Source organism: Algibacter sp. 2305UL17-15 (assembly GCF_040720935.1).
In the GTDB taxonomy this organism is placed as follows: domain Bacteria; phylum Bacteroidota; class Bacteroidia; order Flavobacteriales; family Flavobacteriaceae; genus Jejuia.
The window spans coordinates 27,713-45,170 of record NZ_JBFDAE010000020.1 but is presented as its reverse complement, the minus strand read 5'-3'; the positions used below and the strand labels follow the sequence as shown (position 1 = coordinate 45,170).

At 33.7% G+C, this 17,458-nt stretch carries 9 protein-coding genes; 4 read left to right on the top strand and 5 right to left on the bottom strand.

Features of this window, described 5'->3' with window-relative positions; genetic code table 11:
• The first annotated feature begins 81 nt into the window (after window positions 1-81).
• The 4 genes from ABXQ82_RS17010 (at window position 82) to ABXQ82_RS16995 (ending at window position 6,718) form a co-directional block, all read left to right on the top strand.
• Window positions 82-441, top strand: coding sequence for a BlaI/MecI/CopY family transcriptional regulator (locus ABXQ82_RS17010; protein WP_367062620.1), 360 nt, complete (start codon window positions 82-84; stop codon window positions 439-441).
• A 2-nt stretch (window positions 442-443) separates the two neighbouring features.
• Entirely contained in the window at window positions 444-1,751 is a 1,308-nt protein-coding gene (locus ABXQ82_RS17005) for a M56 family metallopeptidase (RefSeq protein WP_367062617.1), read from the top strand.
• 489 nt (window positions 1,752-2,240) lie between these two features.
• Entirely contained in the window at window positions 2,241-2,393 is a 153-nt protein-coding gene (locus ABXQ82_RS17000) for an SsrA-binding protein (protein WP_367062614.1), read from the top strand.
• Window positions 2,394-2,560: 167 nt separating this feature from the next.
• On the top strand, window positions 2,561-6,718 hold the full coding sequence (locus ABXQ82_RS16995; RefSeq protein WP_367062611.1) for a two-component regulator propeller domain-containing protein: 4,158 nt from the start codon (window positions 2,561-2,563) through the stop codon (window positions 6,716-6,718).
• An 81-nt stretch (window positions 6,719-6,799) separates the two neighbouring features.
• Here the strand turns inward: ABXQ82_RS16995 and ABXQ82_RS16990 are convergent, their stop codons facing one another.
• The 5 genes from ABXQ82_RS16990 to ABXQ82_RS16970 all read right to left on the bottom strand — a co-directional run bounded on the left by ABXQ82_RS16990 (window position 6,800) and on the right by ABXQ82_RS16970 (window position 17,453).
• Window positions 6,800-8,329 carry an arylsulfatase gene (locus ABXQ82_RS16990; protein WP_367062608.1) on the bottom strand — a complete coding sequence of 510 codons (1,530 nt, stop codon included), beginning with the start codon at window positions 8,327-8,329 and terminating at the stop codon, window positions 6,800-6,802.
• 35 nt (window positions 8,330-8,364) lie between these two features.
• Window positions 8,365-9,069, bottom strand: a complete 705-nt coding sequence (locus tag ABXQ82_RS16985) for a fibronectin type III domain-containing protein (RefSeq protein WP_367062606.1) — start codon at window positions 9,067-9,069, stop codon at window positions 8,365-8,367.
• Between the two features lie 7 nt (window positions 9,070-9,076).
• Window positions 9,077-11,608, bottom strand: coding sequence for a T9SS type A sorting domain-containing protein (locus ABXQ82_RS16980; RefSeq protein ID WP_367062603.1), 2,532 nt, complete (start codon window positions 11,606-11,608; stop codon window positions 9,077-9,079).
• A 165-nt stretch (window positions 11,609-11,773) separates the two neighbouring features.
• Window positions 11,774-15,757 (bottom strand): FG-GAP-like repeat-containing protein, encoded by a 3,984-nt coding sequence (locus ABXQ82_RS16975; RefSeq protein ID WP_367062600.1) that lies wholly within the window; start codon window positions 15,755-15,757, stop codon window positions 11,774-11,776.
• 127 nt (window positions 15,758-15,884) lie between these two features.
• Window positions 15,885-17,453, bottom strand: coding sequence for a hypothetical protein (locus ABXQ82_RS16970; RefSeq protein ID WP_367062597.1), 1,569 nt, complete (start codon window positions 17,451-17,453; stop codon window positions 15,885-15,887).
• Window positions 17,454-17,458: the final 5 nt, after the last annotated feature.

The following is a 17,458-nucleotide window of genomic DNA, read 5'->3' as shown; positions in this document are numbered from 1 at the left end:
AGGTTTGTAATGCGAAAACAATTATAGAGATTTCCTCTCAATAATTATCGGGATTCGAGGAAATGAAAAAAATAATTCTCAATGGAAAAACTAACAAACAAAGAAGAAGAAATCATGCATATTTTATGGAAGTTAGAAAAAGCTTTTGTTAAAGATGTATTAGTAGAAATTAAAGACGCAAAACCTCATTACAATACACTTTCTACCATTATAAGAAATCTGGAAGAGAAGGGTTATGTGGCTTATAATGCCTATGGAAAAACACACCAGTACTACCCTATTGTAAAAAAGGAAGATTATAGAAAGCGTTTTATGAATACGGCTATAAATAATTACTTTAATAATTCTTATAAAAATGTGGTTTCCTTTTTTGCAAAGGAAGAAAAAATTACTGTTGAGGATTTAAAGGACATAATAAAACTCATAGAAAAAGAGCAGTAATCATGGCATACATACTTAAAGCCAGTACCGTAATTATTTTATTCTTTGTTTGTTACAAAGTTTTTTTGCAGAGTGAAACATTCTTTCAGAAAAATAGATGGTTTTTTCTTTCTGGTGTTTTATTTAGCTTTTTGATGCCATTAATTGTTATTCCCATTTATGTAGAGCAACAGCCTTTAAATTTGGATGTATTTTCCATAACCGATAACTCAATAAATTCTGCGAATTCAAAATCATCTTTAGAGTTTTTAGACTACATAACTATTGTTTATTTTGTCGGGTTTGCTTTTTTTATAACACGATTTATACTCCAGATAGTTTCGTTATATAAAATTTTAAGAGGAGATGAATCTATTAAGAAAGATGGTATTACATTTATTAAAACGGAAAAAGAGATCCCTCCGTTTTCATTTTTTAAATGGATTGTTTACAATCCAAATATGTTTCGGGATGATGAGCTCAAACAAATTATTGCGCATGAAAAAGTGCATGTGCAGCAATACCATTCCATTGATATTTTTCTAATTGAAATAGCCTCATTAATATTCTGGTTTAATCCATTTATTTGGTTCTACAGTAAAGCGCTAAAACAAAACTTAGAGTTTATTGCAGATAAACAAGCGGTTACTGCTTTAAACTGTAAAAAAGCATATCAATATACACTACTTAAATCTGCTGTGCCCCATCATAATATATCCTTGCGCAATAATTTTTATAATTCATTAATCAAAAAACGAATCATCATGTTACACAAATCAAAATCAAAAAGAGTGAACCAATTAAAATTGTTAATAATACTTCCGCTGGTGACATTATTTTTAATGGCTTTTAACACCAAAGAGACGCTTATAGAACCAAAACCTTTGGAAGTAATTATAACTCAAGACAAAAACCCAATATACATGGTGGATGGCAAAGAGATTACAAAAGAAGAAGCTGAAAAAATCCCGAAGGAAAACATAGAAGCAATACATGTTTTAAAAGGAGAAAAAGCTATTGAAAAATACGGAGACAACGGAAAAAATGGTGTTATAGAAATAACTTTAAAGACAAAAAATGAAAAGCCCGAAGCGAAAAGTCCTTGGAAAACTCAAATCGGGGTAACATCAACCGATGATAAAAATCATACGCTTCATAAAGACGCCCTGTACATTCTAGACGGAAAAGAAAGTTCTGTAGATATATTAAAAGATATAAAACCAGACAAAATAGAAAGTATAAATGTTTTAAAAGGAGCATCTGCCATTGAAAAATATGGAGATAAAGGAAAAGATGGCGTTGTAGAAATAACAACCAAAAAGACAAATTAAACCTACTAAAAACACAATGTTCAAAGGCACTCTAAAAGGAGTGTCTTTTTTTGTGTATAAAGTTTAAAAAAAAGACGAAATCGACAAATAGTTTCATTTTTTTATGAAAACGCCCTTGGTTTTTAAAAATTGGACTAAAAACCACCTACAATTATTTCATATTTAAACAACATACATCTATTTAAATTACATTTTACCACACAAAACAAGACAGTCACATAAATACCGAAATCAATTCCTCTTTTTTACTTACAAATCCCTATTCAACTGCATCGATTTCTATCAAAACATTTGGTAAACATATTGGCAAATATATATCTTCAAAAAATAGTGATATTATTAACCCTTTAAAACCTAAAAACATGATGACACTTGCCAAATTTGTAATTGATTTAATTCTTGTTATTATAGCAATGATTTAATCCAAAAAACCTGTAAAGCTTAGTCTAGAATAAGTTTTACTATTTTTGTAAAAACAGTTACAAATTCGTGAAAAAGCATGTTTTCAAATTTTTAGCGAGAGTTAATAAAATTATACTTCCTAGTTATTCTAAGCAAAAACTAGATTTAGCCAAAGCCAGCAAACTACAAATGGCAATAATTGGTTGGCGCTATTATATTACAAAAAATGCCTTGAACTAACATTTTAAGTAATTATTTGGTTTCCTCTTAATCCAGTTTTCTTTTTATTCTATTTTTATAGGTATATTTGAGATACTAGTCTCTTATAAATAAATCTCCTTTTGAACTTAAAAAAACACTATAGCACTGTATTAGTTTGCATCATCTTTTTATGCGGACTTCTAAATATGTATTCCCAAAACACAAAAAATGATGCTTTCTTTGAGCATTTAGGAACTTCGGACGGTTTATCGCAAAACGATGTTAATTGTATCTACCAAGACAATCTTGGTTTTATGTGGTTTGGCACCCATGACGGACTTAATAAATATGATGGCTACAATTTCACGGTTTACAACCCAGATCCAAACAACCCAAAAAGCATAAATAGTAATTTAATTTTTGCGTTAGACGGAGACGAGCAAGGGAACTTATGGATAGGTACTTCCGGAAAAGGGGTAAATTACTTCAACAGAAAAACAGAAACTTTTACGCATTATGTTAATAACCCCGAAGACCCTAACAGTCTGAACGGTAATGATGTTCAAGATATATTGGTTGATTCCAAAAACCGCATTTGGGTCATAACAACACAAGGATTAAATGTGGCTGATTTAAATAATGAACCCGTATCCTTCAAGCATTTTAATTTTAACAAACTAGAATCTCAACTGAATAACGTACTAAGTGTATTTGAAGACAGCAAGGGTAAAGTATATGTGGGCACCACCAAAGGTTTATATGAATTAATAGAAGAAAATAATAATTTACCAGATACTTTAAAGTTGGTTAGTTCAGACAACTTTATGGTTAGAAGTATTAGTGAAATAGAAAATGGCATTCTGTTACTAGCTATTTATAATGGTTTTTTCACATACAACCCTAATGCTAAATCCAATACACTAAAACGCGCTTTTAATAGTAACACCTCCACTCCTTTTAATAGTGTTCGTATTGAAGGAAACACGGTTTGGGCAGGTTCAGATTCGGGTTTGTTCAAATTTCAAACTACCAATTCTTTTAAAAACCTTAAACTGGTAGATAAATATGTTTATCATCCTCAAGAAAAAAATTCTTTAAGTAAAAATATTATAAAATCTTTATATAGGGATAAAACCGGAATTTTATGGATTGGGACAAATGGCGGTGGGATAAACAAACTAGATCCCACTAGAAAACCATTTTTGCATATTAAAAGTAGCCTAAACCCAGCTAGTTTAAGTTATGACAAAATTAGATCGATCTACGAAGACAGCCCTGGAAATTTATGGGTTGGAACTGAGGGGGGTGATCTAAACATGTTACCAAAACAAGAAAACAGTAATTCCTACTTAGGTTTTAAGAAATTTGACTACATCCAAAAAACCTTTGCGATAACCGAAGTTCAAAAAAAGGACAAAAAAATACTTTTGGTTGGTGGAGAGAACTATTCGGCACTTTTACAGCTAGATATAACCGATATAAACAACATAAAACAAATCGATTACTTTGATTTTAGTTCAATTACAGGAAGTGTTTTTTCAATTTTAGAAGATAGCAACAAAAACCTTTGGATAGGCACTTATAATAAAGGCATAAACAGATGGCTTTTTGATAAAACCTCGAATACTTACAAAAAGGATTATTTGTCTCATAATGAGAGGGATTATTTAAGTATTCCCAGTAATATCATTAGAAATATCAAAGAAGATAAAGATGGTAATATTTGGTTTGCCACAGGAAAAGGGCTTTCTATGTTGCCCAAAAATGAAATTTCTAAGGAAAACCCAAAATTCGAAACTTTCAAGTACAACCCTGATGATAAAAACAGTATAAGTCACGACTATATTTTAGAGTTATTTGAAGATAGTAAAGGAATACTTTGGATAGGCACTTTTGGTGGAGGCGTTAATAAGTACATTCCTCCTATTGGAAAAGCGCCACCTAAATTTATGGCATATAAAGAAAAGGATGGTTTACCAAATAATGTGGTAAAAGGAATTCTTGAAGATGACAATGGAAATCTTTGGATTTCCACAAACAAAGGGCTTTCAAAATTTGACCCTGACAATGAAACTTTTAAAAATTATGATGTTAATGATGGTTTACAGGACAATGAATTTCAGGAATTGGCACGGTTAAAACGAAAAAATGGAGATTTAATTTTTGGTGGAACAAATGGATTTAATGTTTTTAACCCTTCAGAAATAAGAGATAATCCTATAGAAGCTGAAACTATAATTACCAAGTTTTCGGTATTTAACAAACCTGTCCATGTTGGCGATACCTTAAATAACAGGGTGATATTAAAACATCCAATAAGCCAAACAGATCACATAAAACTAAAATACAAAGAGAATAGCTTTTCTTTCGAGTTCGCAGGTTTGCACTATTCTGCACCAGAAAAAAACAACTTTCTTTACATGCTAGAAGGCTTTGATAAAGATTGGATTTACACAAATTCAAAAAAGCGTTTTGCTACCTATACCAATTTATCTCCTGCAACATATACCCTTAAAGTTAAAGCTTCCAATAACGATAATGTTTGGGATTCAACCCCTTCACTATTAAAAATTACGGTCGCACCACCGTACTATTTAACTAATTTTGCATTTTTGGTTTACAGCTTAATTTTATTAGGGCTCTTATTATTATACCGAAGGTTTACCATAATTAAAACCACTAAAAAGCATGCTTTAGAGCTTGAGCATCTTGAAAAAGAAAAGAACAATGAACTTCAAAGAATAAAGCTTGAGTTTTTTACAAACATTACCCATGAGTTTACCACACCGTTAACATTAATTAAAGGACCACTAAATTTTTTACAAAAACAAGGTGATAATCTTGAAAACGAGGTTAAGCAAGAGCAGTACAAGCTCATGCAGAAAAATACCGATTATCTTTTAAGGCTTATTTCTCAACTCTTGGATTTCAGAAAAATCAATCAGGGAAAAATGCGCTTGGTAATGCGCAATAGCAACATCGTTAATTTTATAAAAGAAGTTAGCGAGCCTTTTCAATTTATGGCAAGAAAGCAGCATATAGCCTTTAATGTAGAAGCATCGAATAATAATCTCAAATCTTGGTTTGATCATGATTCCGTAGAAAAAATAATGAATAACCTATTGTCAAATGCTTTCAAATTTACTCCCGAAAGTGGCATCATCAATGTTAGTATTTCTGAAATAGAAGGCTCAAAAAACCTGAATCTAGAAAACGATTTAAGCTATATAGAGATTAAGGTAAAAGATACTGGTGCCGGCATGGACGAAGTGAAAGTTTCTAATATTTTTAAACGTTTTTTTTCAGAAAAAAATAAAGATAAAAAGAATTCTGAAGGCATGGGAATTGGTTTAGCCTTTGTTGAAAGTTTAGTCCTATTGCATCAAGGTTCTATTAAAGTGGACAGTAAGGTTAACCAAGGCACTACATTTACCGTAAGATTGCCCAAAGCAAAAAAAGCTTATACCAATATACCTGAAATTACCTGTAAAGATGTTTCTGAAAGTGATTTCCATGTGCGCTCTTCAGAATCAGACTCCATGGCAATCGGTATTAATGATGACATTGTTGACGAAAGTCTTTCTAAGGAGAGTAGCGAAACCCCAACCCTTTTGGTGGTTGATGATAACGAAGATATTAGAATTTTTATTAAGCAGGCACTTAAAACAAAATACACGATTTATACTGCAGAAAATGGCGCTGATGCCATTGAACTATTACAAAATATAAACCCGAAAATCATAATTACCGATATTATGATGCCTATTATGGATGGTATAGAATTTTGTAAACACATAAAAAGCAAGAAAGAAACGAGCCATATTCCTGTGGTAATGCTAACCGCAAAATTATCTCAAGAAAATGAAATAATTGGTTTAAAAATTGGTGCCGATGCTTACATCAGAAAACCTTTTGATATTGAATTATTAGAGCTGAAACTTTCAAATATTTTAAAACATCGCCAAAAATTAAGAGACAAATTTAATCTTGACATCACATTACAGCCAAAGGAAATTACTGTGACATCTATTGATGAACGCTTTTTAAATCAAGCGATTGAAATTGTAGAGAAACACATGATGAATACCGATTTTAACGTAGAAATGATGGTTAAGGAGATGGGATTTAGTAGAACAAATCTTTACAAAAAATTTAAAGAAATAACCGGGCTATCTTCTAGTGAATTTATTAGAAATATTCGTCTTAAACGTGCCGTTCAGCTATTTGAACAAAGTGATTTTTCTGTAAAAGAAATCATGTATATGACAGGGTTTAACACCTCATCATACTTTGCAAAATGCTTTAAAAAACAATTTGGAGTAAAACCAAGTGAATATGTAAGGCAAAAGAAAACTAAATCTTAATATAAACTACCTCGAAGCAAGCTCACGAGGTATTATCCCGAAATTTCGGGACAAAAAAACAAACACTAAATTCCAAAAAAATTAATGAACTCCTGTTTTAACTTTACTATCTCGGGTTTTATTATATTTTTCGAATAAACTATTTACTTTATCTGCGTATGAAGCATTTTTAATCAAATTATCCTTTTCATTTTCTTGAGGATTTTCATTTAAATTAAATAAAGCAATTGGTTTTCTAAGTGTATCCGTTTTATCCTTTTTATCACATTGAATAATGAGTTTCCAACCGTTTTCTGTTATCATGGTTTCCTTACCAGTACCACTTTGAGTGATTAAAAAATCATGGGGGATTAATGAATTATCTCCTAACAAAATTGGTAATAAGCTAGAAGAATCCATAGCATTATTCCCTTCAATTTTTTGATGCGTTACATCTGCCAATGTTGCCATTACGTCTATCCCCAATACAGGCGTATTGGAAATTATATTCCCTTTTATTTTATTTGGCCACCAGGCTATAAAAGGCACCCTTGTTCCGCCTTCGTATGGCTGGTTCTTTCCACCTCTGTAAATACTTGATGATTTATGTCCAGAATTCAAGGTTTCTTTTACCAATAACCCTCCGTTATCTGACGTGAAAATAATTAATGTGTTATCGTAAACCCCTTGTTTTTTCAATGTTTGAATTAGCATTTCTAACTGAATATCCAACTCTTTAACCATATCCAAATGATTAGAAGGTGTTGTTCCTGCTATTTTAATGCCATTCAATTCTTTTGAGGGCGTATGCGGTTTGTGTACTGCCTGAGAACAATAATACATAAAGAACGGGGTTTCCTTTTTGCTATTTCGTTCAATAAAACCAACGGCTTTATCAACCAATAATTTACCGGCATTAAAAGAATTCCAATGACTATCGCCTAAGCCCGCTTTTTTATCTAATTTAAACCCAAGAGCTTTGGTATATTCCTGAGTAATAAGAATTATTTCTGAATCTTCTTTTAATGGTTTCATGATGCCATTTTCATAAACGGCATAAGGCTCTGCCTGGATTCCTGCTGGGTACATGTAACTATAATCAAATCCATTCTGCGCAGGCCCTTTATCGATAACTTTAGAAATATCAACATCTAACTCATGTTCCTTTCTAGGACTTCTATAAACTTTATTAGGATCATCTTTTCTACCGAAATCCATACCGAATCCCCATTTACCAAAAAAAGACGTTTTATAGCCTGCGTTTTTCATTAGTTTACCTAAAGTAAGCTGATTGGGTTCAATTGGAGATGGTTGGTAAGCACCCCAAACGCCCCAAGGCGCATAACTTCTATAACAATGGTTTCCCGTCATGATTGCATAGCGCGTTGGTGCGCATAATGCAGCGGGTGAATGTGCATCTGTAAAAATAATACCTTCTTTTACGAGTTTATCGAGTGTAGGTGTTTCTACAATTATGTTATCTGAATGTAATCTTCTATAATGAGACACATCACCAGTACCAATATCATCTGCAAGTATTACAATTACGTTTGGTCTATCTTGAGCAAATACACTAGAGACGCATAACATAAATAATAAATTAAAAGCAATTTGTAAATCTTTGGGTTTCATATTTCAATCTTACTTAAAATTCATTATTTAAAAAACTATTGAGTTTTAAATTCAAAAACTTGAGATTTAGATGTATTTCCAGCAGCATCTTTAGTAATTACTCTCCAGTAATATGTGGTATTCGCAGTTAATGAGATATTACTAATTTTATTCGCAGTTTCATTTGCTTGCTGTAGTTTTGTTGGAGGATTGGCGGTATCTAAATACACATCGTATGCTGCTATATCATTATCTATATCACTACCAGTCCACTCTAAAGACACCGTTGTATTTGTTGTTGCTCCTATATTTGGGCTTACAACTTCAGCTGGAAAAGGAGCATAGTTACTAACGCCCTCGCCTGCATTATAAAACTTCCAAGTCTCGCTTGTGGCCGTGGTAGTAGTATTGCTTGCTTTTGATACCACATGCCAAGAATATGGCACACCTCTTAGGAGTTTAATACTCGTTATTACATCGTTGGTAGTGTTTTCTTCTGTAGTATTGGTATCTAGGTTTTTTATAACCAATGTGTAACTTGTGGCATTATCTGCTTTAGACCACTCAAACCTTACATTGCTTTCTGTATCTGAAACTATGTTGCCTTGTTTACACTCTTCGTCTTTTGTTGGCGATATTAAGCTTGTAGCCTCTGGCGGTAGAATTTTATCTCCTCCATCTCCAGACGAATCGCCTCCACTACAACTAAATAGCACTATGGTTAATGCTAGAATCCCTGTGTATATATAATGTCTTGACATAGTTTTTTTATTTTGAAATTTTTAAAGCTTTTATTTTTTTAGAAACTCCTTTCGTTTCGACTGAAATGATGTACAACCCTTCTTTTAAAAAGTTTGTATCTAAGTCTATTTGATGATTTATTGGGTCATGCACTTTATCATAAACCAAAGCACCTAAAGTGTTGTATATTTTTAATGCTGCTGAATCTTCCAATCCTAAATCTATGGTTAGATGATTTGTAAACGGATTTGGATGACCTACAATTTCGTTAAAAAACAAGTTATCTTCAAATTTACCTTGACAGTCTTTTTCTCCTTTAATTTTAATGCTGTTACTTCCTGTTTTCAAATACAATTCGATGGAAGCATCTGTGGTTGAAAACTGTTCGCCATTAAATTCTATACTATAACTGCTACTTCCTTCTAAGCTATATGTAACACTTTTTGTATTTGTGTTTAGCTTACCTGAAACAGATAAACTTTCTGGTTCAGAAATAACCACTTCATATTCCGTTTTTACATCAGGATTTGTTGGAGAGCTGATTACAACCGTATAAGTGCCCGAAGCTAAACCTGTGATATCATAACTACTGGAAAAACTATTGGTATCGTTTAAACCGTTACCAGTTATTGTAACATTAAAAGGACCAGCCGCTAATGGGTTTACCGTAATAACGCCATTAGTTTGACCAGGACATGAGTTACTAGTACTTTGCACAGAGGCTAAAGCTCCAATATCTGGAGCATTATCATACAATTCCACAGATAATATTAAAGAACTGACCCTTCCGCCAGAATCTGGAAAAGTGACACTCACAGTATTTGATTCCTGTAAAAGTCCTGCTGAAAATGGTATTTCTATCATTCCGAAAAAATCATCTCTATTCGCCTGATCGTAGCCTTTATAGTTATCAGGAACTTCAATAGTATTACCATTCACTTTTACTATTGGTTTCTTAGAAACGTTGTGTTTTCTACCAATACTCATTCTGAGGGTAGCAAAACCATTACCTGTTGAAATAGTGTTAAAACTATAAAGCAACTGTGAGTTTGCTACTATAGCTTGTAAATGATCCTTAGTATAGTATTTTTTCTGCCTTAACGCGTTATCGAAAGTTATGGGGTCGGTAAATGTATATTCCAACAAGGCTGTTTCACCTTTAATCAATGCTATAGCATTGGGAGCAGTAGTCACAGTTTCTATGGACATGTTTGGCATCACCTGAGGATAAATTTTAAGCGTTTTTATCTTCACATCTACTAAACCAGTTACATTAGACAACATGGTCAAGTTTGCTGTTTGTGTAGTATCATCTAAATTATTTAAAGCTACAAATAGTTTATTGTTATCAACAAATGCTTGAACCTGTACATCTGGATGATCACTTTTAATCATAACGCGTTTTCCATTCACATCTTTCCAAAGTTCGTAAAAATGAATTCTTGGCGTATATTCCCAACCCGCAGGAGTTGGCTCGCCAATATTTGTAGGTTTAAAAAGTACTGCTTGATAAGGTTGATAATTGTTTGCTGCTGTAATATGCCACGTCGCTTTTCCAGTAATAAAAGGAATAGAATTCACTAACTTATCTTCTCTTTCCAATAAATTAAATAATATATGGTTTATGGATTGTACCGTTTGCACACTGGCAATATCGCTATAATCATCTCCATATCCTTCTTCAATTGCCCCATATTCCGTAATGGCATGTGGCTTAATGGCGTCCCATTTTACATAACTATAATTTTCAATTAAATCGAGAATGGCTTCGGAATTACTTCCAGAACGTTTTGAGTCTTGTCCAGTAACATTAATCCCATCATATAAATGCGTTGAAAAAGCAAACATGTTTTCACCAGCATTATCCATGAACATTTTCATATTGTCATTCCAATGTCCAAAATCATCACGCTCCATAGAAGGCCATGCACTAGAATAGCCAAGAACCTTCATATTATCTAATGCAGGGGTTTCATGGATACGTTTTGCTACTTCGTCATATAATTTTGTCATTTGCAATTTTATTCTATTATTCTCAGAAATACTCCATGGCCCTGAGTAAAAATCCTTGGCATGCACAAAAGGCTCGTTCATGACCTCAAAGAATTCGTTTCTGCCATTCTGATCTACAAAGTCCTTGAAATACTCCACCGCCCAATTACCTGCGGTTGTTATATCTAAGCCGTCTAAAAATACATTTCCTGGATGCTCGGTAGCTACAAAACCATTTTTTACAGCTCTTAAATCCTCATTTCCATTTTTGTAAGCGGGATATACTCCTACAGATCCTGTTTGGTTTTTCGCAAAATTATAAGGTCCCCAAAAGTTTCTACCTCCGGTAACGTTATAATCCGTTCGAAATGTATTGGATTCAGTATCGCTTGCCACATCATGTACAGAAAAAAATTTGGTTCTGTCCAATTCTGAAACCTCACCAAGGAAGCGCTGGCAATTAGGATCTATTTTTACAGTTACATCTTGAGCCATTGTCATGAACCCAAAAGATAAGAAAGCAAAAATGAGACTGATTTCTTTCGAAAAATACAACGATTTTATCATAAAAGTTTAATTTAAGTGCTTTTAAGAGTAAAATTAATTGCAAAGTGGGCGGAAATAACAACCAAATGTTTTTAGTTGGACAACGAATGGTTAGAATGTGAACTTATACCAATATGGTATTGTTTTTATGTGTCGGACAACTTTTTATGAAATGAAAAAAAGACATTATTCTTTTACCAATTTATAAGCAAAATTAGTATCTATTTTTAAAAGATAAATACCTTTGCTTAAACCAGAAATGTCAACTGTAGATTGAGCGGTCTCAAACCGTTTAACTTCTTGACCTAATAGATTAAAAATTGATATGGTTTGAAATTCCTTTAAGCCAGAAATATGAATAACACCCTCCGTTGGATTAGGGTGAATAACATATTTAGAGTTTTGATTTTCTTCTGAAACTTTCCCACTAAAATATTTAACACCAAAATTGAAGGCATCAATCCCTATTTTTTCGCCAATTAACCGTCCTGGAATATCATCGGCAGGTGGATGAATACCACCCCAAATTCGTGACAAGCTACATTGGTCTGATGCATCTCTATAAGTTGCCCATTGCAGTTTCACATCAACACTTGGGCCTTCTTCAAAAACTAAAAATTCATTTTTTCTTGCGATAAACTCCCCGTAGCCCCCTGGAAAATAGGCATCTCCTGTTAAAAGCGTCATTACTTCAGCAGCAGCTCTAGAATATGTTGAATGCCCCGAAACATAACCCGCAAATGGAGGTGTTACAAAACTAGGCCGTTGGTATGGCCACCAGTTTTCGGCTAAAATCCAATCAACACCAGCATTATCTGTTTCGGTATCACTAATATAATCATGCCCTCGCCAAGTGTATAATTTAATTTTCCCTATGTGCTCTCTTTGTCTGCCTTCAAGTGGGTCTCCTGATGCTACAATTTCTATGAAACCATCTGCTAAAGGCATACCTGCAATGTTATAATTGTCAAGAGAACTATCAGAACTTTGCCCTAAACCAGCCATATATCTAATTGCCGAAATTGGTCGGATATAATCGTACCAACCTTTGATACTCCATGCAGAAATAGCTGCATCATGCATGGCGCCACCTAAAATAAAATAAGATTTAACATCCCATTCCAAAGGATTTAGATCTTCTCCCTTTCCTTCTAATTTCTTTACTAACAAATCACTATCGCTAACGTAATTTAACAATGCAAACCAATGTCCCGGTGGCGTTTCAGAATCTGGCCCGTCTGCCCAAAACTCAGCTAAAACCCTTGTATAATCACCTCTTGGAATAATTTGTTCTTCATAAGGTGCATTGGTATAAGGATTTACAGTATGCCCTTTACCAATATCTCCACCTTCAAAATACTTATAGAAACTTGAGTAATCCTCAAAACCAGAGGGTAAATTTGAAATATCAATATTCCCTATAGACTTTGGAGATATATCCCATAACACATTATCTGTTGGGTCTAAATGCGCTCCCCATACCGATACCATAGAAAACCCCCATTTATAAGATTCACTTGAACCATCATTAACGTTCATATTTAAATAAGGAGGTGCTTTTGGATCGTGATAGACACCATAATTATTGCCATCTCTATTGAAGGTGTTTTTAACTTCATCTGTTAAGGAAAAAGGAGTTACTGCCCCCCACTCAGGGCTTAAAAAGTCTGGTTTTGAACCTAAAATTAAATTTCCACTTTGATCTATAAACTGCTTTAAAGCTAATGGCTGCCAACGATTGGGATTTGTTAAACTTGAGTTCCCTCTATTAAACGGAAATAGAGCCTCATTAACGGGTTGGTAGAACGCGTTACCGTAACCAGAGGACTCTCTTGCGCCGTCTGAATTACCAAACTCAATAATGGTTTTAGCAATAAAATTGCCTAAAGCTGCCGCATTTCCTTCTGAATAATCTGTAGATAAAAAATTAATATCGTACTCAAATTCATCCATTAAAAAATCAAATAATTTCTGGGATTCTTCAATATTTGGAGAGTTTTTAAACCTATGGGATAGCAAACGGTATGCTGCGTAGCTCATTGTTTTTGCTCTTGCAATTTGCTTGTCTTCAGTTGTTTTAAATTTATCTATAGTAGCATCAACTAAATACGTTTTGGCATTATCATCATACATTGCCCAAGCATCATATAACGCAATGCTTGTATGAAACAAATTTCTGGCATGTACTGTTGGTCTTGCAAAATCCCCTCGAATAGCATTCAATAAAGCCTCATTCCATAAGCGCGCCATAGAATGTTCTTCAGATAATTTTGAAACAGACAAATTAACCTGTAAAGTTATTGCTTCACTCGAACACTCGGGATTGGTTTCTTTAACTATTATTTCTCCTATAGTAGCAACACCCCATTTTACGGAAATAGTATTTGTATTTTGTCCTTGAATGATGTCTCCTCCAGATACAGACCAATTATAAACACTACCGCTTGAAGATGACTCATAACTATATGTTTCAGTATTTAAAAATCCTGAAGTTTTAGAGCCAGTAATTGCACCGGAAGTCAGATATTCACAAGAGTTATCTTCAATGGTTGCCAACGGATTGTAGGAGCATGATAATGGATCTGTACATCCTGTTAGTTTTTCAACTACAGGAATTTCATGAACCTTAAACCCATTATTTTCAGTAAACAGTATAGATTGATTGGCAGTAAAATCGGTATAGGTTTCTATAATACCTGATGGCCATTTAATTTTTACTTCTGAAATTTCATTAGTGGAATCTAAACCAAAATGAAGGGGTTTTAAACTTTGAGACAAATGGGTTATGGATGCATTGTAACGGTGTTGTGTTCCCATATTTGTAGTCACAGAGACTATTGCGCCTATGGCATCTCTATTGGAAACCGTGCCTTGCAGAGCTACCTTAAACCAATTTAAATTCTCATCGGAATCAGCGGTTTTATTTTCATAAAAAATAGATGCTTTATCGCTATTGCTCACAAATAAATCTAAATCGCCATCATTATCATAGTCAAACGCTACTGGTGTTACACTTGTTGCTACATCAAATAAACTAGCACTAAATGTTGCATCTGTAAAAATAGCTTGTCCTTGTGCATGCTGGTTTTTAAAGTAATAGTTTCTTTCTTGAACAGGCGTATTTTCTTTGTAACCATTGGTAACAAATAAATCTTCGTCACCGTCTAAATCAAAATCGGCAAAAATAGTGCCCCAAGCCCAACCAGTATTTAGTACATCATATGAACCTGCCAAATCCCTAAATGTATTATCGCCTTTATTTGTTAATAACACATTTTTATTGATGGTCGTTATATAGAAATCAAAGAAGCCATCGTTATTGATGTCGCCAATAGCCAATCCCATATCTTCACCAACATGATCCATACCATATAGGCCTGATTGTTCCACAAAGCCCATCCCGTTTTGGTTGATAAAGGTTTCGTTATGATCTTCAAAATCCTGTGTGACGTACAAATCCATCCATCCATCTTGATTAAAATCGAATGGTATGCTTGTGTAGGTACTTTTTCGGGCATTTGAAAAGTAGTCAGAGGCCGCATTTCTAAATGTGCCATTGCCATTATTGATATAGAAATTATTATAATCGCAACTGTCCCAATCTGAAATATAAATATCCAAAAAACCATCGTTATTAGCATCAAACCATGTTGCCCCTGTATTTGAGCAGTTATTTACCTTTTGAATACCAACGGCATCCGTTACATCGCTAAACGTGCCATCGCCGTTATTATGAAATAATTGCACCTTGGTTGTGTATGTAAAAAAAATATCAGGAAACCCATCATTATCATAATCGCCCCAAGCCACACCATTTTTAAAACCATCTGTGGCAGAATCTTCGATAGAAACCTCATCTTCAAAAAGAAGGTTTACCAGTTTAGATTCTTGAGTAACATCAGTAAATGTGCCGTTACTATTATTTCTAAAAAGCCTACTTTTCGAATATGCCTTAAATTCTGAATCTCTAAGCTTGGCAACAACAAAAATGTCTAAATCCAAATCGCCATCATAATCTGCGACTGCTGCTCCATTATTTTGGTCAAGACTACTAAAACCTACAATAGTCTCGCTACGCTGAAAATTTTGGGCAACACTAGCTGTAAACACATTGAAAAACAGCGATGCATTTAAAAAAAATAAAAAATAGTGTTTTGGAGTATTAGGCATTTCAGCTTAAAAAAATGTTAAAAAAGTAACTGTTTCTATTTCTTGATACAAAGATATAAGGTAAAAAAGCCTGTTTGAAAATCAAACAGGCTTTTTATTAAAATTATGATATAAAAATGACTAAAATCTATCTTTCGTCAGTTATTAAAATTTTAATATCATCAAAGTATAAAACGCCTTGACCGTTATGTCTAATATATATTTCATAGAAATCAGCTGTCTCTGCTGCAGTATATCTTCCACCAGGACTCACAGTTACCCAAGTATCTGCTGGAGCATCTTTAACAGTATTGTTCCAAAACTGCACTACGGTGCCACCACCATCTTTAGCAATCCAAGGCCCATTCATATTTATAGCAGCACCTGCTACCTTATATATTTTATATTCCATTTGGTATTTAACACCTGCAGTAAGAGAATATTGATCCACTAAATTTCTAAATGAAGACCAGTTACCCGAAGCGGCAGCATCTACTTTTAAACTAAAAGCGCCACTTGCAGCTTGTTCTGTGGACGGTGTAATTGTTGTTGTTGCTAAATTTTCTGGATGCGCAGTCCAATTTACGCCTCCGTCCTCAAAATCAAAAACCACAACTTCATGTTGGAACATTTTTACAGTTTCTGGACCAAAAGCAACTGGAGATCTCGTATCTGTAGATTCTAGTGTACCGTTACCATCGTAACTTACCGTGATAGTATCATTACGGTAAATGGTTTCATTAAATTTAATATCTAAAATAGTAGCATCATTTGAATTTATTGCTAAATCAAAATTGGTAGTTTCCACCCCATTTAAAGTTACCGTAAAGTATTGTTTTTGATTCAAGAAAGGAGCAAACTCACCATTAAAAGGTACTTGTATGGTTTGGTCTTCAAGCTCAATAATATCCTCTGGAATCACAACAAATGGTTGACTTGAAGGAATAACCTTAAATGGTGCTGGAATTTTATATTGTTCATAATCTCCAGGAATATTTAGGCCTGCTCTTCTTAATTCTAATTGACCTTGAAAAGTACCTAGCTTCTTTAAAACTATGGTAGGGTTTTGCTCAAAATTCCTTGAGCCCCCAATACTCCATTCCCAATCGTCTGGTCTTCCTTGTGTTGTTAAATCAAAGAAATCTAAAGATCCACCTGCTTCAACAAAAATGGTATCATTTGGATTCTCATGATCTAATACAACGCCGTCTTGTTCAATTCTTATAATTGGTACAATAGAATCATAGACATCTACAACAAATGTATTATCTATTAGCCACTCGCCAGGTCCAACAGAATCTGCTTCTATGGTAAATCCAGGTCCTCTGAAAGTTACTTTTTCCTTGAATGTATTGATAAATTTCACCTTGTTAAATCCTGATTTTCTAAACCAAACACTAACCGTTTTATCGGCTATAGAACCAGATCCTATTATCTTATCATCAAACACAGAATCATTACGTTTTATAGGATGGTCCAGAAAAAAGTTACCAGATTCTATTTCCCATTTGTGAGTTGTTGCACTTTGGGATAGATCTGAAAAAGAGATGTAATCATCCTTATTGATCAATAAAGTATCTGGCAAAGGGTTAACAGGATAACCTATATACCACCCAACATCCGAAAACGAATTTGGAGCATCATATTCATCGTCTTTTTGACAACCAATAAAAGTGATTGCCAAAATAAGACAAGTTAAAATTATATTATTTTTCATATTTT

Coding starts and splice junctions, on each gene's coding strand:
- ABXQ82_RS17005 (WP_367062617.1), top strand. CDS start 444: ATGGCATACATACTTAAAGCCAGTACCGTAATTATTTTATTCTTTGTT.
- ABXQ82_RS16980 (WP_367062603.1), bottom strand. CDS start 11,608: ATGATAAAATCGTTGTATTTTTCGAAAGAAATCAGTCTCATTTTTGCT.
- ABXQ82_RS16970 (WP_367062597.1), bottom strand. CDS start 17,453: ATGAAAAATAATATAATTTTAACTTGTCTTATTTTGGCAATCACTTTT.
- ABXQ82_RS17010 (WP_367062620.1), top strand. CDS start 82: ATGGAAAAACTAACAAACAAAGAAGAAGAAATCATGCATATTTTATGG.
- ABXQ82_RS16975 (WP_367062600.1), bottom strand. CDS start 15,757: ATGCCTAATACTCCAAAACACTATTTTTTATTTTTTTTAAATGCATCG.
- ABXQ82_RS16990 (WP_367062608.1), bottom strand. CDS start 8,329: ATGAAACCCAAAGATTTACAAATTGCTTTTAATTTATTATTTATGTTA.
- ABXQ82_RS16995 (WP_367062611.1), top strand. CDS start 2,561: ATGTATTCCCAAAACACAAAAAATGATGCTTTCTTTGAGCATTTAGGA.
- ABXQ82_RS16985 (WP_367062606.1), bottom strand. CDS start 9,069: ATGTCAAGACATTATATATACACAGGGATTCTAGCATTAACCATAGTG.